The organism is Streptomyces litchfieldiae (genome assembly GCF_031845365.1).
Lineage (GTDB): Bacteria > Actinomycetota > Actinomycetes > Streptomycetales > Streptomycetaceae > Streptomyces > Streptomyces litchfieldiae.
Genome location: NZ_JAVREL010000006.1, coordinates 224,050 through 244,801, shown reverse-complemented (window position 1 = coordinate 244,801; position 20,752 = coordinate 224,050). Strand labels below are relative to the sequence as shown.

The window sequence follows — 20,752 nt, the reverse complement described above, 5'->3', positions numbered from 1 at the left end:
GAACCTTTGTCATTCTCTTCCCCGTCCGCCCTCGTGGCCGCACGAGATCGCCGGCCCTCCATTCCCCTTCGGCGGCGGAGAAGGAAGAAGACGTTGTCCGTGTCGCCACCCCCTGTCCGGAAGTCCCACGGGACTCTGGTCGCCGCCCAAGTGGCCCTGCTCGTCACCGCGTTGGGCATCGTCGTGCTGTCGGGGGCGATCGGCCCGACCGACGTCTCGCTGCCCGAGTCCGCGCGCATCGTCGCCGGACATCTGGTGCCCGGCCTGCCCTGGATGAGCGACGGGTCGATCACCCGGCTCCAGGATCAGGCGGTGTGGCAGTTCCGGCTCCCCCGGACTCTGCTCGCCGGGCTGGCCGGTGCGGGCCTGGCCCTGGCCGGCGCGCTCATGCAGGCCGTGGTGCGCAACCCGCTGGCCGAGCCCTACATCCTCGGCGTCTCCGCGGGGGCCGGAGTCGGCGCGGTGTCCGTCATCACCCTGGGGTCCACGGCCCTGGCCGGGGTGGCGCTGAGCACCGCCGCGTTCGTCGGCGCCCTGGCGGCCACCGTCGCGGTCTACCTGCTGGCCCGCCTGAACGGCGTGCTGGCACCGACCCGGATGATCCTGGCGGGGGTGGCGCTCGGCTCGCTGCTCAGCGCCGTGACGAGCTATCTGACCCTCACCACCGAGGCGCAGAACGTCTTCAGCGTGCTCTTCTTCCTGCTGGGCAGCGTCTCGGCGGCGGCCATGGACGACCTGATCGTTCCGGCCGTCGCGCTGGCCGCGGTCTGCGTCCTGGCCCTCGGGCGCGCCCGCGCGCTCAACGCGCTGCTGGTGGGTGACGAGAGCGCCACGGCCCTGGGCGTCAACGTCGGCCGGTTCCGCACCCAGCTCATGCTCGCCGCGGCCCTGCTCACCGGAGCGGTCGTCTCGGTCAGCGGGGGCATCGGCTTCGTCGGGCTGATCGTTCCGCACACGGCCCGCATCCTGGTCGGCGCCGACCACCGCCGGATGCTGCCCATCGCCGTGCTCGGCGGCGCCGTGTTCCTCATGGTGTGCGACCTGCTGGCCCGGACGGTCGCCGCCCCCACCGAGATACCGCTGGGCATCGTCACCGCGGTGGTCGGGGCGCCGTTCTTCCTCTGGCTGATCCGGCGGGGCCACGCGGGGCGGGCGGGGATGAACCGATGAGAGTCGACTTCGACCACGTCCATCTCGGGCTCGGCGGCACCGAGATCGTCCACGACGCCACGCTCACCGTGCCGCCGGGCCGGTTCCTCGGCCTGGTGGGCCCCAACGGCAGCGGCAAGTCCACGCTCCTGCGCAGTCTCTACCGCGTGCTGCGGCCCACCGCCGGCACCGTTCGCGTCGACGGGCAGGACGTCTGGCAGCTCAATCCCCGGCGCGCGGCCCGGCACATCGCGGTGATGACCCAGGAGACCGACAGCGACTTCGACCTCACCGTGCTCGATGTCGCGCTGCTCGGCCGGCTCCCGCACCACGGTGGCTTCGGCGGACACGGGCGGCGCGACCTGGACCTCGTGGAGCGCGCCCTGACCCGGGTCGACGCCGCCCACTTGGCGCACCGGGCGTTCACCGGACTCTCCGGCGGCGAGAAGCAACGCGTCCTCCTGGCCCGCGCCCTGGTGCAGGAGAGCCAGGTCCTGGTGCTGGACGAGCCGACGAACCACCTGGACATCGCGTTCCAGCTCGAGCTGATGCGCATCGTCGGCGGCCTCGGCCTGACCACGCTCGCCGCGCTCCACGACCTGAACCTGGCGGCGGCGCACTGTGACGAGATCGCCGTCCTGCACCGGGGGCGGATCGTCGCCCAGGGGGAGCCGACGCACGTGCTCACCCCGGAGCTGCTCCGCGACGTCTTCGGCGTCCGCGCCCACCTGCTCGCGCATCCCGGCACGGGCAAGCCCCTGATCGCCTTCTCCCCCAACCCCCCAGCGGAAACCCGCCGGTCGTCGGACCGCGCGGCCAAGGAGTGACACGCACATGACCTCATCGCCCCACCGGGCCGGGCGGCCCGCCCGCCGCCCGTTCACCCGCCGCCCGGTGCTCCTCGGCCTCGGCTGCCTCGCCCTGCTGGCCTCCGCCGCCTGCGGCTCGGGCGTCACCGAGCCCGAGGAGCCGGAGGGGACCGGCGCCTCGGCGACGAGCGTGTCGAACTGCGGGAAGGACGTCACCATCCCGGAGCCGCCGCAGGCCATCGTGGGGCTGAGCCCCTCCCAGACCGAGCTGCTGCTGCGCCTGGGGCTCGCCGACCGCGTCGTCGGGCAGGCGCAGACGAACACGGCCCCGCTCCCCGAGGAGCTGCGCGCGGAGGCCGAGGCGATACCCGTGCTCAGCGAGGACGGCCCGCCCGCGCGCGAGGCGCTGCTCAACGTGGAACCGGACTTCGTCTTCGCGCCCACTGCCTACGAGTTCACCGCGGAGCAGGGCTTCGCCAGCGAGGAGCAGCTTCGCGACGCCGGGGCGGCCGTGTACATCGCCGCCGGCGGCTGCCCGGAGCGGCGCATGACCGGGACGGTGGACGACCTCTTCACCGACCTGACGGCCCTCGGGGCGGCCCTGGGCGCGGAGGAGACCGCTGCGGAACTGGCCACCGAGGCGCAGGCGTCGCTGGACGACGTGACGAACCGCATCGAGGGCCGGGAGGCGCTGACGGTCGCGCAGGTGTACCTGGAGGGGGAGACTCTGTCGGCCATCGGCGCCGGGCTGGAGTACGACATCATCCGCCGGGCCGGCGGGGACAACGTGTTCAGCCCGGACGACAGCGAGTTCTCCGAGTTCTTCGCCGCGCAGATCAACCCGGAGGCGATCGCCGAACGCGACCCGCAGGCGCTGGTGTTCACGGTGCACGACGAGGAGCACGAGCAGGCGACGCGCAGCTACCTGGAACGCACCTTCCCCGATCTGGCGGCCGTGCGCGAGGACCGGCTGATCGCCATCTCCACCTCCGACGTCTTCCCCGGCACCCTGGGCAACGTCGCCGCCGTCGAACAGGTCGCCCGGGGGCTGTACCCCGACGCGTTCTGAGGTGATCCGTGATTCACGGCCGGTTGCTCCGGCTCGCCGGTGCCGTCGCCCTTCCCGTGTTGCTGTGCGCGGCGGTCTCAGCGTCCCTGTCCGTGGCCGCCCTGCTCCAGGCGTACGCGACGGCGCGCGCGCTGACCCACCTGTTCGCGGGGGACGCGCGCGCGGCCGCCGGCGCGCTGGTCTGGGCGTCGTCGTTCACGGTGCTGCGCTCCGCCCTGGTCTGGCTGGCGGAGGTCACCCGGGCCCGGTGCGGGATCACCATCCGGGTCCGGCTGCGGGACCGGCTGGTGGCGAAGCTGGGTGAGCTGGGCCCCTCCTACGCCGCGGGCGCCCGCGCCGGGCAGATCCAGGCGACGCTGGTCGCGGGCGTGGAGGGGCTGGACGCCTACTACGCGCGCTATCTGCCGCAGTTGCTGGTGACCCTGGTCGTCCCGGCCTGCGTCGTCGGCTGGCTGTTCACCGTCTGGGCGCCGGCGGCCTGGGTGCTCGGCTGCGCCGTGGCGACCGCCGTGATCGTCCCCCGCTTCTGGGACGCCACGCTGCTGCGGCGCGGCCGTTCCCGGTGGGCGGGCTTCACCCGGCTCGGCGCCGACTACCTGGAGGCGGTGCAGGCCGTGCCCACCCTGCGGATCCACGGTGTGGGCGGGCACGTCGACGAGCGCCTGGCCGGCCGGGCGCGGCGCCTGTACCGGTCCACCATGGCCCAGTTGCGGGCATCGCTGGTGGAGAACGGGGTGAGCGCCCTGGCCATTCACGGGGGCACCGCCGCCACGGTCGTCGTGGTCGCGGCCGCCGCGACCAGGGGGACCGTCGGGCCGGCCGACGCGTTCGTCTTCCTGGTCTGCGCGCGGGAGTGCTTCCGGCCGGTCAACGACCTCGCCTCCGCGTGGCACGCCGGCTATCTCGGCCTGACCGCCGCGGACGGCATGGAGGAGCTGCTGACGGCTCCCGTCCGGGTGCGGGACACCGGCCACGCCGGCGCGCCCGAGGGACCGCCCGAGGTCCGCTTCGAGAGCGTGACCTACGCCTATCCGGTGACCGGCACCGACCAGCGGCGAACGCCCCGGAAACCACGCGCACTTGAGTCGGTCTCGCTGGTGTGCCCGCCCGGGAGCCTGGTGGGCATCGTCGGACCCTCGGGGTCGGGCAAGAGCAGTCTGGTGCACCTGCTGCAACGCCACGACGATCCCGGCGGGGGCCGCGTGCTGCTGGCCGGCCGACCCCTGCCGGACTACCGGCTCGACGCGCTGCGCGCGACGGTCGCGGTGGTGCACCAGGACCCCTACCTCTTCCACGCGAGCGTCGCGGACAACATCCGCCTGGCCCGGCCCAACGCGGACGACGAGGAAGTCGCCCACGCGGCGCGGCTGGCGCAGGCCGACTCCTTCATCCGCGCGCTGCCCCAGGGTTACGACACGGTGATCGGCGAACGCGGGAGTTCCCTGTCCGGCGGCCAGGCCCAACGGCTCGCGCTGGCCCGAGCGTTCCTCACCAGGGCCCCGGTCCTCGTCCTGGACGAGGCGACCTCCCACCTCGACGTGCCCACCGAACGGGCCGTGGGCCGGGCCCTGGCGACCGAACTGGCCGGACGCACCCGGCTGGTCGTCGCCCACCGGCTGAGCGCCGTCCGGGACGCGGATCTGATCGCCGTCGTGGTGAACGGGCGGGTGCGGGAGACCGGCACGCACGAGGAGTTGATGCGCCGCCGGGACGGCACCTACCGGATGCTCGCCCAGCGGCAGGGCCCGGCGGAACGGGACCGGGAGGTGCCGGCATGACGGGCCTGCGCGCGGTGTCCCGCCACATCGCCGGACACCGGGCGGTGTTCGTGTGGACTCTGCTGACCAACCTGGTGCTGCAACTCGGCCTCCTGGCACTGGGTTTGTCGGGCGCGGTACTGCTCTCGCGGGCGCTGGACGGCGCCACGTGGCCGGCGCTGACCGTCCTGGCCGGCGCGGTGGCCCTGACGGCGGTGCTGTGCGCGCTGACGACATGGCGTGAGTCGTACGTCTCGCACGACCTGGCCTACCGGGTGCTGGCGGATCTGCGGGGCCGCGTCTTCACCGCGCTGCGCCGCTCCCTGCCGGCCCGTCACGCGCCCCGGCGCAGCGGCGACCTGGGGGCGGTGGCGCTGTCCGACGTGGAGACGCTGGAGTGGCTCTTCGCCCACACCGCCGCGCAGTTGCTGGTGTCGGGGGCGATGCTCGCCGTGACCACCGCGCTGTCGCTGGCCATCTCGCCCTGGCTCGTGCTGGCCTGGCTGCCCTGCCTGCTGGTGATCGTCGCGCTGCCCTGGCTCTTCGGGCCCGCCACCGCGCGGGGCGGAGCCGAACTGACCGCCGCGGGCGCCGCGTTGCAGGCCGACATCGTGGACACCGTGCAGGGCATGCGCGAACTCGCCGCGGCCGGCGCCCTGGACCGCCGCCGGCGCGCCCTGGCGGACTCCACGCGGACCCTGGCCCGGGCCCAGTGGCGCATCGCGCGCCTGAACGGCGCCGAGGCGGCGCTGTCCGACCTTGCCGTGGCCGCGGCCGGCACGGCCGCCCTGGCCCTGGTCGCCGGGCGGGCCTCCGGCATCGATGTGACGCTCGCGCCGGTGGCGTTCACCCTGGCCACCGTCGCGCTGGGGCCCATCGGCCAGATCTCCGCCCTGCTGCGGAACCTGGGCACTCTGCGCGCCGCGGCCGACCGCGTCGGCGCCGTTCTCGCCACACCGCCGTCCGTCGCCGAACCGGCGTCCTCCGCCGGGCCCGCGCACGGCGCCCTCACCTTCGACGGGGTCGGCTTCCGGTACACCCCGGACGGACCGGCCGTGCTGGACGGCACGAGCTTCACCGTGCGCGTCGGCGAGACCGTCGCGCTCGTCGGCCCCTCCGGCTGCGGCAAGTCCACCTGTGTCGGCCTCGCGCTGCGGCTGTGGGACCCCGACGAGGGCGCGATCCGCGTGGGGGACACCGACCTGCGCGACATGAGCGACGCCGACCTGCGCGCCACGGTGGCGGCGGTGCCGCAGCGCATCCACCTGTTCACGGGCACGGTGGGCGAGAACATCGCGCTGGCGGCACCGGCCGCCACCCCGGAACGCGTCCGGTCCGCCGCCGCGCGCGCCGGTGTCCTCGCCCCGGACAGCGGCTTCGCCGACGGGCTGGACACGCCCGTCGGCGAGGGCGGACGGGCCCTGTCCGGCGGGCAGCGCGCACGGATCGCGCTGGCCCGGGTCCTGCTCACCGACGCCCCGGTGCTCATCCTGGACGAGGCCATGGCGCAGCTCGACGCCGCCTCGGAGGAGACGCTGAGCGCGGTGCTGCGCGAGGGCGCCGCCCACCGGGCCACGCTGGTGGTGACCCACCGGGCCGCGACCATCGGCGCGTGTGACCGCGTGCTGCTCCTCGGCGGGGGAACGGTCGACGAGGTCCGGGAGTGGCCGCCGTCCTGACCGGCGCTCTCCGCTCCGCTCAGGGAAGCCGGATCAAGTGCAGTCCGTATTCCTCCACTTGCGGCAGGTGCTGCTCCGCCAGACCCGCGAGCATCTGCCGGTGCGGCTCGGGCAGCGCGTCGTGGATGGCCGGCGGCAGGCTGGTCAGGAGGTGGGAGCCGAGCACCCGGGCGCCGGGGCACCACTCGGTCAGGACGGCGACGTCCGGGCAGCCCCACCGCATCCGGGCCGCCACCTTGCTGAGCGCGTCGTGGTCCTCCTGGGCCCCGACGATCGCGGGACCGGCGGTGTCGAGGGCGAGCAGCGCGCCGGGGAACCGCCGCGCGATCATGTCCACCACACCGCGGACCTCGGCCTCGGTCAGGAAGGGCAGCACAGCCTCGGCGTTGACCAGGCAGGGACCGTCCGCGAGGCCGCCCACCGCGTCGGGCCAGCGGTCGTCGGTGACGGACGCGGCGATCATGTGCCGGCGCGGCGTGTCGGCGAAGAAGGCACGGCGCAGCTCGATGACATCGGGCAGATCGAGGTCGAACCACTGCGCCTGCCCGTTGTCGAGGCGTTCGTAGCGCGTGTTGAGCCCCACGCCCAGCTCCACCACGGTCCCGGCGGGATGCTCATCGAGGAAGCTCCGCGTCCAGGCGTCGAAGAGGACGGTGCGCAGGACGGTACCCGTGAGACTGGGCAGCTCGGCGAACCGCGAGAAGTCGTAGTCCAATTCCGCGACGATCTCCGTCGCACGGGAGTCCCGCAGGGCGGCGGCGGGCTTGTCGTTCTCTACGGCCCGCCCGTAGAGGGGTATCAGCAGCGTCTCCTGCACGGTTCCCAGACGGGTGGGGACTGGGCTCATGATGCTCTCCCTCACATGTCGCCGGCCGCGGCTGGCCAACTCACAGAAACGGCAATCATTTTCAGCTCCGAGCCTATCCGAAGCGCTCCCGTCGGGGACTGACCACATGCCGGAAAGTATCTGGACAATGCACCGATTGTTCGTAGGCTCCCGGCATGACGAGCCGAGCCGACGTTCCCGCCCTTGCCTCCCGCGCCGCTTCGGTCGGCGCGTCGCCGGTGCGCGAGATTCTCGCGCTCACCGCGCGGCCCGAGGTGATCTCCTTCGCGGGCGGGCTCCCCGCGCCCGAGCTCTTCGACGCCGGCGCCATCCGGGCCGCCTATGACCGCGTGCTGGCCGAGGCCCCGCGGCGCGTTCTGCAGTACTCGACGACCGAGGGGGATCCGGAGCTGCGGGCGGCCGTCGCGGCCCGGCTCGGGGTCCGGGGGCTGCCGACGCGACCGGACGACCTGCTGGTCACCGCCGGTTCGCAGCAGGCGCTGGCCCTCCTCGCGACGGCGCTGCTGGAGCCCGGGGACACCGTCCTCGTCGAGGACCCCACCTACCTGGCGGCGTTGCAGTGCTTCGGCTTCGCGGGCGCGCGGGTCGTGCCGGTGCCCTCCGACGAGCACGGGGTCGATCCGGCCGCGCTGGCCGATCTCGTGGTCCGCGAGCGGCCCAAGCTGCTCTATCTCATCCCCACCTTCCAGAACCCGACCGGCCGCACGCTCCCGGCCGAGCGCCGGCGGGCCGTCGCCGATGTCGCGCGACGGCACGGCCTGTGGATCGTCGAGGACGACCCGTACGGCGAACTGCGGTTCGGCGGCGAACCCGTGCCGTGGATCGCCTCGTTCGACGGGGCCGCCGACCGCACGGTCCTGCTCGGCAGCTTCTCCAAGATCATGGCGCCCGGCATGCGGCTCGGCTGGCTGCGCGCCCCCGCCGCGCTGCGCCGCGCCTGCGTGATCGCCAAGCAGGCCGCCGACCTGCACTCCTCCACCGTCGACCAGGCCGCCGCGGCCCGGTACCTCGCGGACGCGGACCTGGACGCGCATCTCGCGCGCGTCCGCGCCGCCTACCGCGCCCGCCGGGACGCCCTGCTCGACGGGCTCCCCTCGGCACTCCCCCACGGCAGCACCTGGAACCGCCCGGACGGCGGCATGTTCCTCTGGGTCCGGCTGCCGGACGGCCATGACGCGACGGCGCTGCTGCGGACGGCCATCGCCCACGACGTGGCCTACGTTCCCGGCGCGCCGTTCTTCGCGGGCCCGGCGGACCCGACGGCACTGCGGATGTCGTTCACCACCCACACCCCGGAGGAGATCGGCGAGGGTCTGCGGCGGCTCGCCAAGGCGTTCGGCTGACCGAGCCGCCCCAGCATCCGGGCGGGCGCGACCGTTTCAGAACCAGCGCGGCAGCGCGGACGCCCCGGCCCGTCAGCCAGCGCACGAGGTCGGCCGTGGACCCGGTGACGGTCAGCGGGGCAGGGCCCGGCGCGGCGGACGGCCGAGCCGATGACGACGGCCGGTTCGCCCTCGGTCAGCACGCCGTCCAGGCGGGTGCCCAGCCCGACGCTTGTGCCGAGCCGCAGGGTCGACTCCTGCTCGGCGCGCAGCGCGGCCATCGCGTCGGCCGCCGAACGCTCGGCCCGCAGGAGGGCGCGGGCATGCGGCAGAAAGGCCCGGCCGACGGCGGTCAGGGTCACGGCGCTCATCGACCCGCGAAGGAGAGCGAACGTGGCCCTCGTCGACATCAACGTCACCCGCGGAACGGCGCCGTCGTCGCCGCGGCCACTGCCCCGGGCCGAGATCACCGGGTTTCCCGACGGGATCAACTGACCCGCCACGCGCGGATATAGGTTGTCGGCGTGACCGAGACCGATCTGACGCTGGGCGATGGCCGCACCCTGCACGTCTACGACACCGGCGCGGATGATTCCGGCGGCCGGCTCACCGTCTTCTGGCACCACGGCACGCCGAACACAGGGGCGCCGCCCAGGCTGCTGTTCCCGGCCGCCGCCCGGCTCGGCATCCGCTGGGTGTCCTACGACCGTCCGGGATACGGCGGTTCCACCCCTCTCCCCGGGCGGAACGTCGCGTCGGTGGCCGCCGATGTCGCCGCCGTCGCCGACGCGCTGGGCATCGACCGGTTCGCGGTCCTGGGCCACTCCGGCGGTGGTCCGCACGCCCTGGCCTGCGGCGCGCTCCTGCCGGAACGGGTCCTCGGCGTGGTCGGCGTGGCGGGGCTGGCCCCCTTCGGCGCCGAAGGGCTGGACTGGTTCGCCGGCATGGCCGACTCCTGCGCGGCGTCCCTGCGCGCCGCCGCCCGGGGCCGCGCGGCGAAGGAGGAATACGAGGCGGGCGCCGAGTACGACCCGGAGATGTTCACCCCGGCCGATCACGCCGCGCTCGCCGCCGAGTGGTCCTGGTTCGACGAGGTCGTCGGCCCGGCCGTGGAGGGCGGCCCGGGCCCGCTCGTGGACGACGACCTGGCCTATGTCGCCCCCTGGGGATTCGACCCCGGGCAGGTGAGGCCGCCGGTCCTCCTGCTGCACGGCGGCCGGGACCGCGTCGCGCCCGCTGCCCACGCCCAGTGGCTCGCCGGCCACTGCGCGGGGGCGGAACTGCGCCTGCACCCCGACGACGGACACATCTCCGTCCTCAACTCCGCCACCCACGCCCTGGAGTGGCTGGCCGAACACGCCGGGCAGTGAGGGAAGTCGCCCCTGCCTTCCCCGGCCGGACCGTGTCAAGGCACCGGGGACCTACGCCGGTGGTGCGGGGGCGCCTGCGTCTGTGGCCCGATCCGCCCGGGCGGGGGCGGCGGTTAGCGTCGCACACATGCGAATCGGAATATTGGGCACGGGCAATGTGGGCCGCGCACTGGCGGCGGGCTGGTCCGAGGCGGGACATGACGTCGTGCTCGGATCGCGCCGGCCGGCGGGCCGGGGTGATCTCGGCTTCGCCGTCGCCGGTCTCACCGAGACGGCCGCGGACGCGGAGGTAGTGGTCAACGCGACGCCGGGGACGGTGTCCGTCGAGATCCTGGGCGCCATCGGAGCGCCGGCTCTCGCCGGGAAGACGCTGATCGATGTCGGCGTCGGCCTGTCCGACGACTTCACGGAGCTCTCCCACCCCAACAGCAGCCTGAGCGAACAGATCCAGGCGGCGTTCCCCCAGGTCGACGTGGTCAAGACGCTGTGCACCATGGACAGTTCCGTGATGGTGCGGCCGGACCGGCTGGCCGGGCCGAGCACCGTCTTCCTGTCCGGCGACAGCGCCGCGGCCAAGCGGACGACGGCCCGGTTGCTCAACGACCTGGGCTGGCCCGCGTCCTGGCAGCTCGACATCGGCGGCATCGCCTCCGCGCGCGGCCAGGAGCACTTCGCCCTGCTCTTCACGGGGATCGCCAACGGCCTGGGGGTCCACACGTTCAACATCAACGTCGTGCCGCCGCCCGCCACGCGGTGACCGCAGGCGTCCGCACACGGGAGACGGCCCGCCGGATCAACCGGCGGGCCGTCCCGGCAGGGCGCGGGCCCGGCCCTCGACGCGCGGGCGGTGACGAATCAACCCGCTCGGCCCGGGCCGGCCCCGCCCGCCCCTACTCGTACACGCGGACCCAGTCGACCTCGAACACGGCGGGGCGCAGGCCCCCGTCGCCCGTGAAGTTGTCGAGCTGGATGTTGAGGTGTCCGGACGGCATCGCCTGGATGTTCCCGCGCTCGGAGTTCGCGCCGTCCGCCAGCCGGAACCATTCGACACCGTCGACGTAGCCGACCAGCGCGTCCGGTGTCCACTCGAACGCGAAGTTGTGCCACTCGTTCATGTTCACCGGGCAGAGATCTTCGCGTTCCTTCTCGTCCGTCGGGCTCTCCGGGTAGTGCAGGAACGCCGTGAGGCACTGGGCGTCGGGGTCCGAGTACTCGACCCAGTCGTACTCCCCGTTCTCCAGTCGGTTGCCCGCGGTGGGCCAGATCAGGTGCAGCGCGTGATAGAGCCCGCCGCTCGATCCGATGTTCCGCGAGCGGGACCGGATTTCCCACCGGCCGTACTGGGTGTCGTACCGCTGCCGGAGCCAGCCCGAGTCGCCGTTGGCCTCGCCGAGCATGGTGAGCATGCCGTTGGCGACGGTGCTGTTCTTCGCGCACCGGCGGCCGTTCCCGGCGTGCCCTTCCCAGCATCCGGCCGTGCCGCCTACGGTGCCCGACGGCACCGCCCACTTCGTGGGGTCGACCGGACCGGTGTAGTTGAACTCGTCCGATATCGGCAGCGGGGTGCCCCAGCCGTGCCGGACGGCCGCCTCCGTCGTGTCGGACCCCTCGGAGCCGTCGCCGTGCGTGACGCTCAGGTCGTGGATCTCCACCTCGCCGTAGTTGCTGGAGCTGCACGGGGAGGAGTTGCCGCAGTGGGCCTGGGTGTAGGCGCCGGCCTTGAAGTAGTTGGTGGAGTCGGAGTGGTCGAGGGTCGTCTCCAACTGGCCGTTGTAGTAGATCTCGATCTCACCGCCACTCACCACGTACTTGAGCTCGAAGACCGTGCCGAGCTGGTAGTTGTCGTCGATCAGGTGGTGGTGCCTGGTGTCGCCCTCTGTGATCCAGAGGTCGGTGCCCTCCAGCCGCAGGGCGGTGACGTCGTCGTCGCCGCCGTGGATCTGCGCGCCCACCACGTACGGTCGTTCCTCGGGCAGGTGGGTGAACGCCTCCCGGACCGTCATGGTGTGCGTGCCGGAGGTCGAGGACCACTCGGTCTCGTCCCCGCCGCCGGGCTCCATCTCCCGCAGTTCGGAACGCGGGTTGCTGGAGCCGCCGGTGGTGACGCCGTTGACGGGCGCGCGGAACCGCACCGCGTCCCCGGAGTCGGTGACCCTGAAGTAGGGGTCGTGGGAGTAGCTGGCGAGGTCCGGCTGGAAGATCTCGGTGGGGTCCTCGTCGCCGCCGATGGGCAGCGTCACCTTCCAGTCGCTCAGGTCGAGCACGTCCGCCGGGACCTGGGGATCGCCCGGGTCGCCGGGGTCGCCCGGGTCGCCCGGGTCGCCGTCGCCGGTGCCCCAGACCTCGACCTCGGTGAGGCTGTTCCAGTCGCCCTCGCCGTCCCCGGTGTAGCCGTGGCCGACATAGCGGACCCGGGAGGTCTGGACGGGCATGAAGTCGAACGACTCCAGGCCCGTGGTGGTGCCGCTGGTCTCGCCGTCGTAGAGGGGGACCCAGTTGGATCCGTCCCAGTACTGGAGTTCGAAGACGTTCTGCCGGGTGGTGCCCTTGTACACGGCGAGCTTGATGTGGCTGACGGTCGTGACCGAACCGAGGTCCAGTTGCAGCCAGGCGCCGTCACCCTCGCCCGACCAACGCGTCGTGTAGTCGTTGTCCACGACATTCGCCGGCTCGTTCTCGTCACTGGTGCTGGCCGTCACCGCGCCGGCTCCCACGACAATCTGTATGTCGGCGGCCTGCGCGGTCCCCGGCCCGGCCAGCGTCGCCGTCAGCGCGGCGATGGCGGCGGCCACCAACGGCAGCCGCCCGCGTCTCCAGGACGCGAAACGGGATAAACGGGTATCCCTCACAGCTTTGCCCTCCTCGTTCGAGCTCTCCTCCCGGCCCCGGCCATGGAGCGTCGCCGGGGCACGGGAGGCGTCGTCAGCGCGTGACCGTAGCCGGGAGGCGCCGGGAGGGGTCCCGAGGAGGAGATGCAGGGCCGCGCCGGGGCTACTCGACGCGGCCGAGGAAATCGAGCACCCGCCCGAAGACCTGCTCGGCGGCCCGCTCATCGTACGAGGGCAGGCCGCTGTCGGTGAACAGATGCCGGTCGCCGGGGTAGAGGAACAGCTCCGCGTCCGCCGCCTGTTCGACGAGGGCCCGGGCCGCGTCCAGATCGCCCTCCCCGGCGAAGAACGGATCGGCGTCCATGCCGTGAATCTGGACGGGAACGTCCCCCGGCCAGGCACCGCCGAACTCCGCGACCGGGACGCATGCCTCGAGCAGCAACGCGCCCCTGGCGCCGGGCCGGGTCTGGGCCAGCTTCTGCGCGGGCAGCACCCCGAGGGACACCCCGGCGTAGACCAGCTCACCGGGCAGCTTCTCGGCGGCGGCGACTCCGCGCTCGACGATCGTGCCGAACCCGGCCTTCTCGGCGTAGCCGCTGCCCTCCTCCAGCGTGTCGAACACCCGCCCCTCGTAGAGATCGGGCACATGGACGGTGTGCCCCGCCCGCCGCAGCCTTTCGGCGAACTCGCGGACGCCGGCGGTCAGCCCGTGTCCATGGTGGAAAACCAGCACTTCGGCCATGTCACTCCCTCGTTCCGCGGTGCCCGGTCGGCGCCGCGGCACGAGTATGGACCGTGCCACTGACATCAGGCGTCGGGGCCGAGTTCGCGGATGACGGAGTGGAGCTGCTGTTCGTCGAGTTCATACACGGTCTCACCGGCCCGCGGGTCGCGCGCGTGGAAGGTATGGAACAGCGGGCCGTGCGCGGCGTCGAGCCGGACGAGGGTCGCGGACGCCCCGCGTACGGCGCGTTCCGTGCCCGGGGCGGCGGTGAGGTCGACGCGGCTGACGACGCCCGGCGTCACCCACACCGGCGTCGTCTCCAGGAAACCGAAGATCTGGAGGTGGAAGTGGCCGCACAGGATGAGGCGGACGTCGCTGCCGCGGATCGCGTCGGCCAGGTCGGCCGGGTTCCGCAGTCCCAGGGCCCGCTGGACCTCCACGTCGAGGGTGACCGGCGGGTGGTGGAAGACCAGCACGGTGCCGTGCGGCGCCGGCGTACGCAGGACATCGCGGAGCCAGTCGAGCTGCGCGCGGCCGAGGTGCCCGTACCCCTTGCCGGGCACGAGCGAGTCCAGCGTGATGATCCGGTGGCCGCCGACCGTGCTGACGGCCGCCCGCTCGCCCTCCCCGGACGGCACGAACGCCTCGGCCCGGTCGCCGCCGTCCGGCCCGAGGTGGCCATGGCCCAGCACCTTGGCGAACGCCCGGCGCTCATCGTGGTTGCCGGTGCTGTAGATGACCGGGGCGTTCCGCTCGGCGGCGAACGCTCCCAGGAGTTCACGGGCGGCGCCGTAGGCCTCCGGTGATCCGTCGTCGGCGATGTCGCCGCTGACGACGACGGCGTCGACGGCTCGCAGATGCCGCAGGTCGGCGAGTATCCGGCGCAGGGACTCGGTGGCGTTGACGCCGAACTTGTTGGGCGCGTCGTCGCGATCGAGGTGGGTGTCCGACAGGTGGAGGATCCGCATGCGCCAGAGGCTAGAAGAGGCGACCGCACGGAACCAGGGAATTGAGGCCGCGCTCCCCCGCCGCCGACGGACCCGGCCTCCCTGATCGCCGGCCTGCTCGATGTCGTCCACACGGCGGCCACCGGCGCCGCGGGCGACCGCTTGGCATAGCGTTGCCCACCATGGTGCCGACCGAGCGATTCACCTCACGGGTCCTGATCGTCGACGAGGACGACCGGCTGCTCCTGCTGTGCGGACGCGATCCGCGTGCCCCGGGGGCGCGTTGGTGGTTCACCGTGGGAGGCGGGGTGGAGGACGGTGAGGACTACGCCGGGGCCGCGCTGCGGGAGATACACGAGGAGACCCGGCTCCGTCTGCCGGCCTCCCGCCTCGGCCCGGTGGCCTGGACCCGGCAGACGCTGTTCAGCGTTGACGGCCACCGGTTCGACCAGTACGAGGAATACCGTCTGGCTCGCGTCACCACGGCGGAGGTGAGCGCCATGCGCGTCGACAACCGGGAGGCTCGTTACGGCCACGCCTGGTGGACGGCTGCCGCGCTGGCCGCCACCACCGAAACGGTGCGGCCGAAGAGGATGGGCGCCCTGCTGCCCGCCGTGCTGGCCGGCGGGCCCGTTGAACGGCCGCTGCATCTCGGCGACTTCGACGAGGACACCGATCCGGACTGGGGCCCGTCCGTGTCGTCCGACGGGCCCGCCACCGGGTCGTTCCGCTGAGCCTCAGTCCTTCGGCTGGGTGAGGCGGATGCTGTTGCCGAAGGGGTCGCGGAGGCCGCAATCGATGCCGTACGGACGGTCGGTGGGCTCCTCGGTGAACTCGACGCCCCGGCTCAGCAGCGTCTCGTACGTCTTGCGGCAGTCGTCCGTGCTGAGGATGAGCGAGCCGCCCATCGCGCCCTTGGTGACCAGTTCGCGGACCTGGCGCGCCGTGTCCTCGGACATCGCCGGCGGGCCCGGCTTCTCCAGCAGGATCTGGCGCTCCGGGTGGCCGGGGACGCTGACCGTGAGCCAGCGCATGAAGCCCAGGTCGACGTCCGCGCCGACCTCCAGCCCCAGCTTGCCGACGTAGAAGTCGAGGGCCTCGTCCTGGTCGAGGACGTATATCTGCGAGTGCGTGATGGCGGTGAACATGTGCATCACGCTACTGGTCCGGCCGGACGAAAACTTATCCAGAACTGCTCAGTCGACGGGCGGTTCCGACAGCCCGAACGGTCAGGCGCTCGGCCGCGTCCAGGCCTTCGTGAAGCACGTCGGAACGCGGGTGGCCGCGGCCTCCCTGGCGTACTCCCTCGGCGACCGGCCGACGATGTCGCGGAACGTGCGGCTGAAGGTGCCCAGGCTGCCGAAGCCGACCTCGAAGCAGATGTCCGTCACGCTGCGGTCGGTCTCCCGCAGCAGGAACATCGCGCGCTCGACGCGGCGGCGCTGGAGGTAGCGGTGCGGTGTCTCGCCGAACGTGGCCCGGAAGGTCCGCGTGAAGTGCGCCTCCGACACATGGGCGATCCGGGCCAGGGCCGGGATGTCCAGCGGCTGCGCGTAGGCGCGGTCCATGGCGTCCCGTGCCCGCAGCATGCGGCGGTTGCTGTCTTCCACGGCGCGGCTCACGGCGTCATCACACCACAGTTCGCCGCCCGCCGGGCAGTGGCAATGGTCTCCCGCCGAGCGGAACTTGGCCGCGTTTGCGGACGAGCGGACGACTGTGCGAACCTCATGGCCCACCTTCTGGAAAGGGCTGGTCGTGACGCTCGGCATGGTTCTCGGCGACTTCTCCTCTCGCGCTTCGACGCGGGAGCGGTAGCCCGGCCTGCCCTGATCCGCGCCCGTACCGCGGTACGGGCCGTTTCCCCTGCTCCTCGTTCGAAGTGCTCTTCGTGCCCCGCACGTTCGATCACGAGGAGTACCCCGGTGTCCACGATCCACTGGACCGAAGCCCGCACCACCCGATCCGCCCTGTGGCGTTCCGAGAGCGCGACACCGCCGCCCGCGCGGGTGGTCGTCGCGGACGACCGCGTGAAGGCGGCCACCGCCCACCGGCTGGCCCGCGAGGGCACCGCCCTGCTGTGGCGGGGCGACTTCCACAACGCGCGTCAGCTTCTGCACGCCATGCGCCGCCGCATCGACCGGACGGCCCCGCGCCCGGCGGGCGGCCCGGCCGAGACCTTCCGTCTGCACCGCCGGGCCCGAGGCCACCGGGCGCGCGTGCTGGGCAGGCTTCTGGTCCTGCTCGAGGCCGACTACTCGCTGGCCCTGCGCAGAGCTCCCGATGTGCGCCGGGCCTGCGCCGAGGCCTACGGTCCGCCGCCGCGCGAGCCGCTGGCGGTCTCGCTGACGGAGCTGCTGGGGGTGATCGGAGCCCGGCAGTGGCGCGAGAAGGGCGTGGACGTTCCGGCCCTCGGCGCGCGCGTTCACCCGCACTACGGCGTGTTCTCCCCGGTGCGGGGCGAGTACGTCGACCTGGTCGCACAGGCACCGCTCCCGCCGCGGGCGGGCCACGGCGCCGGTCGCCGCACCGCGTTCGACCTGGGCACGGGAACGGGGGTGCTCGCCGCCGTCCTGGCGCGCCGGGGGTTCGAGCGGGTCGTGGCGACCGACATCAGCCCGCGCGCGCTGTGCTGCGCCCGCGAGAACGTCCGCCGGCTGGGCGTGGCCGGACGCGTCGAGGTGGCGGGCCCCGCCCTGTTCCCCGAGGGCCGCGCCGGGCTCGTCGTCTGCAACCCGCCGTGGATTCCCGCCCGGCCGACCTCCGCCGTCGAGCGGGGCGTCTACGACCCGGGCAGCGGCATGCTCACCGGCTTCCTGAACGGGCTCGCCGCCCATCTCCAACCGGGCGCCGAGGGATGGCTCATCCTGTCGGACATCGCCGAGCACCTCGGGCTCAGAACGCGCCGCGAGCTGCTGGCCATGATCGAGGCGGCGGGCCTGCGCGTGCGCGGCAGGATCGACACCCGGCCCCGGCATCCGCGGGCCGGGGACACGGCCGACCCGCTCCACGCCGCGCGCGCCGCGGAGGTCACCTCGCTGTGGCGCCTCGCCACCGCCTGAACTCGCCCGCCCGGGCCGGGCTTCAGACGCGCGCGATCAGGGCGTACCGCTCGTCCGTGACCGGGCCGCCCCACAGGTCGGCGTGGTCGCCGAGGTCCTCGACGCGCAGGCCGGTCACCAGCGGGCGCAGCTCGGCGGCCAGATCGTCGGCGGCTATGCCCCCGTGCCAGGGCAGCGCCTCGGCCCCGGCCACATACGGTGCCGCGCTCCGGCCGGCCTCGCGCCACCGGCCCTCGACGAGGATCAGGATGCCGCCCGGCCGCAGCCGCCCGGTCCACTCCCGCAGCGCGGCGCGTGGATCGGGCAGCGTCCACACGAGGTGCCGGGAGAGCAGGACGTCGAAACGCCGGTCGCCGGTGGGCGGCGCCGCCGCGTCACCCACGAGGAACCGGCCCGCGAGCCCGGCCGCCGTCAGCTTGGCCCGGGCCAGCTCCACCATGCGCGGCGCGAGGTCCACGCCGGTGACCCGGTGTCCGGCCGCGGCCAGCAGCGCGGAGAGCGAACCGGTGCCGCAGCCGACGTCCAGCACGTCCGCCGGGCCGGGCGGCACCCAGGAGGCCAGCAGTCCGGCCCACGCCTCGCGGGTGGGTGCGGCCCGCAGACCGTGGTCCGGCTCGTCGTCGAAGGCGGGGGCGGCGGCGTTCCAGTAGGCGGCGATGGCGGCGGAGTCGGTCATGGGTTCGACCCTCTCACCCGGCACTGACAGCGCCCGCCGCACGGCTCCTTATGCGAACAACATTCGACAGTTAGCATCTGCGACACGCACCCCGGGAGTGCTCACTCTTACTTTTCCTCACCCTCACACCACCGCTTCGACCAGCGGCACGCCCAGTTCCGCATACCGGTGAAAAGTTCGGCGGCGGGGGACAGCACGGCGAACTGTCCGCGATGGGATGCCCATCGCTCCTGTCCGGAACAGACTCGAAAAGAAGGGACGACTGTGAAGAGCCGTTCACGAAGATTCTTGACCGCCCTGGTGATTTTCCTGGGGCTGGCGCTCATACCGCCCGGCGCCCTCGCCGCCGACGCCGGGTCGGCCGGGGGCCGGGGCGGGTCCGCGCCGTCCGCGTCCTCCGCACAGGCCACGGTCGCGGCCATGCAGCCCGGCTGGAACCTCGGCAACACCCTCGACTCCACCGGCTCCGACGAGACGTCGTGGGGGAACCCGCGGGTCACCCGGGACCTGCTGCGCAACATCCGCGCCCAGGGCTACAACAGCGTCCGGATCCCGGTGACCTGGAGCCAGCACCAGGGCCCGGCGCCCTCGTACACCATCGACCCGGCCTACCTGACCCGCGTCAAGGAAGTGGTGGACTGGGCGCTCGCCGAGGGCCTCTACGTCCTGATCAACGTCCACCACGACTCGTGGCAGTGGGTCATGAACCTGCCCACGCAGCACGACGCCGTGCTGGCCCGCTACACCGCGACCTGGAACCAGATCGCCTCCACCTTCCGCAACTCGTCGCGGAAGCTGCTCTTCGAGAGCATCAACGAACCGTTCTTCGAGGGCAGTTCCGGCGACGCGCAGAACGCCCAGCTCATGCACGAGCTCAACACCACGTTCCACTCGCTCGTACGCCGCTCCGGCGGCAACAACGCCACGCGCTACCTGGTCCTGCCGAGCGTGCGCTCCTCGCCCGAGCAGGCCCGGGTGGACGAGCTGGCCGACACGTTCGCCGCGCTGAACGACCCCAATCTGGTGGCCACCATCCACTACTACGGCTTCTGGCCGTTCAGCGTGAACGTCGCCGGCTACACCCGGTTCGACGCGACGACCCAGCAGGATCTGACCGACACCTTCGACCGTCTGCACGAGGTGTTCGTCGCCAGGGGCATCCCGGTGATCATCGGTGAATACGGACTGCTCGGTTTCGACCGCAGCACCAGCACCATCGAGCAGGGCGAGAAGCTGAAGTTCTTCGAATACCTGGGCAACCAGGCGCGTCTCCGGCAGCTCACCACGATGCTGTGGGACAACGGCCAGCACTTCAACCGCACATCGTTCCGCTGGAACGACCCCAGCCTGTACCGGCAGATGAGGTCGAGCTGGACCGTGGCCTCGGGCACCGCGGCCACCGACCAGATCTTCGTCCGCCGGGGGCAGACGCCGTCGGCCGCGACGATCAGGCTGAACCTCAATGGCAACAGCCTGAATTCGGTCGTGCACGGCTCGCGGACGCTGGTGCGCGGCCAGGACTACACGGTCAGCGGCGATCAGCTCACGATCTCGGCCGTCACGCTGGCCCGCCTGACCGCCTCCCAGCAGTACGGCGTCAACGCCGTCCTGTCGCTCCGGTTCTCCGCCGGAGTGCCGTGGGACGTGAACGTCATCACCCATGACACGCCCGTGCTGCGGAACGCCACCGGCAGCACCGGCTCCCTGGTGATCCCGACCGCGTTCAACGGTGACCAGTTGGCCACCATGGAGGCGGTCTACGCCGACGGCACCTACGCCGGCCCGCACAACTGGACGTCGTACAAGGAGTTCGGCGCCGCGTTCTCGCCGAACTACTCCTCCGGCGACATCACGCTGCCCTCGGCGTTCTTCAACGAGGTCAGGGACAATTCCACGGTGACGCTGACGTTCCACTTCTGGAGCGGCGCCACCCTGAAATACACCCTGACGAGGTCCGGCACCACCGTCACCGGCACCGTCGGCTGACCCACCGCCCGGGACCCGGCCGCCGCGCCGGGTCCCGGAGCGGACGCTCACGCGTTCGCGGCCGGGAACGGACACCCGGCCGGGTGAGACACCCGCCGGGGTCCACCGCATCCGTCGCCGCCCTCCCGCAGGCTGATGCTGTCAGCGCACGCCCGCGCCCTCACGTTCAGGAGACGACGGTCATGGCCATGGACCTGCTCGCCCACTTCCTGCGGCAGCTCAGCCCGGACAACCGGCAGTGGCTGGAGAGCCAGCCGCCGGACAAACAGCAGGCCATCGCCGAGCAGTGGCGGGCGACCGAGGGCAAGGCGGCGTCTCTGCTCAGCTCCGTCGACCTCGTCCCCGATCTGGTGGACGAGGGTGCTTCCGCGAACGCCTTCATCCGGAACGTGCGCGACGCCGAGAACTGGTGAGCGCGCCCGTGCGGGCGCGGCGCGCCTGCCCCGGCGGGGAGCGCGCCCCGGCTAGTTTGACGGCCCGTCGGCCGGCGGCGCCCGGGCTTCGCCGGCTCCCGCCCGGGGTACGCGGCA

Annotated in this window: 19 protein-coding genes; 12 read left to right on the top strand and 7 right to left on the bottom strand. The window is 72.8% G+C overall.

Features of this window, described 5'->3' with window-relative positions; genetic code table 11:
• The first annotated feature begins 99 nt into the window (after window positions 1–99).
• From RM590_RS13395 to RM590_RS13375, 5 genes are read left to right on the top strand one after another with little or no spacing between them, the layout of a single operon-like run.
• Window positions 100–1,170: a FecCD family ABC transporter permease gene (locus RM590_RS13395; RefSeq protein WP_311704736.1), complete on the top strand. Its 1,071-nt coding sequence runs from the start codon at window positions 100–102 to the stop codon at window positions 1,168–1,170.
• Entirely contained in the window at window positions 1,167–1,976 is an 810-nt protein-coding gene (locus tag RM590_RS13390; RefSeq protein WP_311704735.1) for an ABC transporter ATP-binding protein, read from the top strand. The genes RM590_RS13395 and RM590_RS13390 overlap by 4 nt, the downstream gene beginning before the upstream one ends.
• A gap of 7 nt (window positions 1,977–1,983) precedes the next feature.
• Window positions 1,984–3,027 carry an ABC transporter substrate-binding protein gene (locus RM590_RS13385; RefSeq protein ID WP_311704734.1) on the top strand — a complete coding sequence of 348 codons (1,044 nt, stop codon included), beginning with the start codon at window positions 1,984–1,986 and terminating at the stop codon, window positions 3,025–3,027.
• Window positions 3,028–3,035: 8 nt separating this feature from the next.
• Entirely contained in the window at window positions 3,036–4,805 is a 1,770-nt protein-coding gene (locus RM590_RS13380; RefSeq protein WP_311704733.1) for an ABC transporter ATP-binding protein/permease, read from the top strand.
• Complete coding sequence (locus RM590_RS13375; RefSeq protein WP_311704732.1) at window positions 4,802–6,463, top strand: ABC transporter ATP-binding protein; 1,662 nt, start codon at window positions 4,802–4,804, stop codon at window positions 6,461–6,463. Before RM590_RS13380 ends, RM590_RS13375 begins: the two co-directional genes overlap by 4 nt.
• A 19-nt stretch (window positions 6,464–6,482) precedes the next feature.
• Here RM590_RS13375 and RM590_RS13370 read toward each other — a convergent pair whose 3' ends face one another.
• A complete protein-coding gene (locus RM590_RS13370) occupies window positions 6,483–7,310 on the bottom strand; it encodes a class I SAM-dependent methyltransferase (RefSeq protein ID WP_311704731.1) in 828 nt (275 codons plus the stop codon).
• A 155-nt stretch (window positions 7,311–7,465) separates the two neighbouring features.
• Between RM590_RS13370 and RM590_RS13365 the strand changes: the two genes are divergently transcribed.
• The 3 genes from RM590_RS13365 (at window position 7,466) to RM590_RS13355 (ending at window position 10,759) form a co-directional block, all read left to right on the top strand.
• Window positions 7,466–8,653: an aminotransferase-like domain-containing protein gene (locus tag RM590_RS13365; protein ID WP_311704730.1), complete on the top strand. Its 1,188-nt coding sequence runs from the start codon at window positions 7,466–7,468 to the stop codon at window positions 8,651–8,653.
• 503 nt (window positions 8,654–9,156) lie between these two features.
• Window positions 9,157–10,002, top strand: a complete 846-nt coding sequence (locus RM590_RS13360; RefSeq protein ID WP_311704729.1) for an alpha/beta fold hydrolase — start codon at window positions 9,157–9,159, stop codon at window positions 10,000–10,002.
• Between the two features lie 82 nt (window positions 10,003–10,084).
• Window positions 10,085–10,759: an NADPH-dependent F420 reductase gene (locus RM590_RS13355; RefSeq protein WP_311704728.1), complete on the top strand. Its 675-nt coding sequence runs from the start codon at window positions 10,085–10,087 to the stop codon at window positions 10,757–10,759.
• A gap of 133 nt (window positions 10,760–10,892) precedes the next feature.
• Here RM590_RS13355 and RM590_RS13350 read toward each other — a convergent pair whose 3' ends face one another.
• The 3 genes from RM590_RS13350 to RM590_RS13340 all read right to left on the bottom strand — a co-directional run bounded on the left by RM590_RS13350 (window position 10,893) and on the right by RM590_RS13340 (window position 14,522).
• Entirely contained in the window at window positions 10,893–12,851 is a 1,959-nt protein-coding gene (locus RM590_RS13350) for a polysaccharide lyase family 7 protein (RefSeq protein WP_311704727.1), read from the bottom strand.
• A 142-nt stretch (window positions 12,852–12,993) separates the two neighbouring features.
• A complete protein-coding gene (locus tag RM590_RS13345) occupies window positions 12,994–13,572 on the bottom strand; it encodes a dienelactone hydrolase family protein (RefSeq protein ID WP_311704726.1) in 579 nt (192 codons plus the stop codon).
• Between the two features lie 65 nt (window positions 13,573–13,637).
• Complete coding sequence (locus tag RM590_RS13340) at window positions 13,638–14,522, bottom strand: metallophosphoesterase family protein (protein WP_311704725.1); 885 nt, start codon at window positions 14,520–14,522, stop codon at window positions 13,638–13,640.
• Window positions 14,523–14,683: 161 nt separating this feature from the next.
• Here RM590_RS13340 and RM590_RS13335 point away from each other — a divergent pair, with 161 nt between their 5' ends.
• On the top strand, window positions 14,684–15,235 hold the full coding sequence (locus RM590_RS13335) for an NUDIX hydrolase (RefSeq protein ID WP_311704724.1): 552 nt from the start codon (window positions 14,684–14,686) through the stop codon (window positions 15,233–15,235).
• A 3-nt stretch (window positions 15,236–15,238) separates the two neighbouring features.
• Here the strand turns inward: RM590_RS13335 and RM590_RS13330 are convergent, their stop codons facing one another.
• Together RM590_RS13330 and RM590_RS13325 are read right to left on the bottom strand one after the other, a co-directional pair.
• A complete protein-coding gene (locus RM590_RS13330) occupies window positions 15,239–15,649 on the bottom strand; it encodes a VOC family protein (protein ID WP_311704723.1) in 411 nt (136 codons plus the stop codon).
• Between the two features lie 81 nt (window positions 15,650–15,730).
• A complete protein-coding gene (locus tag RM590_RS13325; protein ID WP_311704722.1) occupies window positions 15,731–16,123 on the bottom strand; it encodes an AraC family transcriptional regulator in 393 nt (130 codons plus the stop codon).
• A gap of 300 nt (window positions 16,124–16,423) precedes the next feature.
• Between RM590_RS13325 and RM590_RS13320 the strand changes: the two genes are divergently transcribed.
• Window positions 16,424–17,560 (top strand): class I SAM-dependent methyltransferase, encoded by a 1,137-nt coding sequence (locus tag RM590_RS13320; protein ID WP_311704721.1) that lies wholly within the window; start codon window positions 16,424–16,426, stop codon window positions 17,558–17,560.
• Window positions 17,561–17,582: 22 nt separating this feature from the next.
• On the opposite strand, the gene RM590_RS13315 is transcribed toward RM590_RS13320, so the two are convergent.
• Window positions 17,583–18,236, bottom strand: a complete 654-nt coding sequence (locus tag RM590_RS13315) for a class I SAM-dependent methyltransferase (RefSeq protein ID WP_311704720.1) — start codon at window positions 18,234–18,236, stop codon at window positions 17,583–17,585.
• Between the two features lie 288 nt (window positions 18,237–18,524).
• On the opposite strand from RM590_RS13315, the gene RM590_RS13310 reads away from it, so the two are divergent.
• Window positions 18,525–20,222 carry a cellulase family glycosylhydrolase gene (locus tag RM590_RS13310; RefSeq protein ID WP_311704719.1) on the top strand — a complete coding sequence of 566 codons (1,698 nt, stop codon included), beginning with the start codon at window positions 18,525–18,527 and terminating at the stop codon, window positions 20,220–20,222.
• Window positions 20,223–20,404: 182 nt separating this feature from the next.
• Window positions 20,405–20,635, top strand: a complete 231-nt coding sequence (locus tag RM590_RS13305; protein ID WP_311704718.1) for a hypothetical protein — start codon at window positions 20,405–20,407, stop codon at window positions 20,633–20,635.
• Window positions 20,636–20,752 lie beyond the last annotated feature (117 nt).

Excerpts from the sequence above, each read along its gene's own strand:
- RM590_RS13390 (WP_311704735.1), top strand. The coding sequence starts at position 1,167 with ATGAGAGTCGACTTCGACCACGTCCATCTCGGGCTCGGCGGCACCGAG.
- RM590_RS13385 (WP_311704734.1), top strand. The coding sequence starts at position 1,984 with ATGACCTCATCGCCCCACCGGGCCGGGCGGCCCGCCCGCCGCCCGTTC.
- RM590_RS13375 (WP_311704732.1), top strand. The coding sequence starts at position 4,802 with ATGACGGGCCTGCGCGCGGTGTCCCGCCACATCGCCGGACACCGGGCG.
- RM590_RS13370 (WP_311704731.1), bottom strand. The coding sequence starts at position 7,310 with ATGAGCCCAGTCCCCACCCGTCTGGGAACCGTGCAGGAGACGCTGCTG.
- RM590_RS13365 (WP_311704730.1), top strand. The coding sequence starts at position 7,466 with ATGACGAGCCGAGCCGACGTTCCCGCCCTTGCCTCCCGCGCCGCTTCG.
- RM590_RS13345 (WP_311704726.1), bottom strand. The coding sequence starts at position 13,572 with ATGGCCGAAGTGCTGGTTTTCCACCATGGACACGGGCTGACCGCCGGC.
- RM590_RS13340 (WP_311704725.1), bottom strand. The coding sequence starts at position 14,522 with ATGCGGATCCTCCACCTGTCGGACACCCACCTCGATCGCGACGACGCG.
- RM590_RS13335 (WP_311704724.1), top strand. The coding sequence starts at position 14,684 with ATGGTGCCGACCGAGCGATTCACCTCACGGGTCCTGATCGTCGACGAG.
- RM590_RS13330 (WP_311704723.1), bottom strand. The coding sequence starts at position 15,649 with ATGTTCACCGCCATCACGCACTCGCAGATATACGTCCTCGACCAGGAC.
- RM590_RS13315 (WP_311704720.1), bottom strand. The coding sequence starts at position 18,236 with ATGACCGACTCCGCCGCCATCGCCGCCTACTGGAACGCCGCCGCCCCC.
- RM590_RS13305 (WP_311704718.1), top strand. The coding sequence starts at position 20,405 with ATGGCCATGGACCTGCTCGCCCACTTCCTGCGGCAGCTCAGCCCGGAC.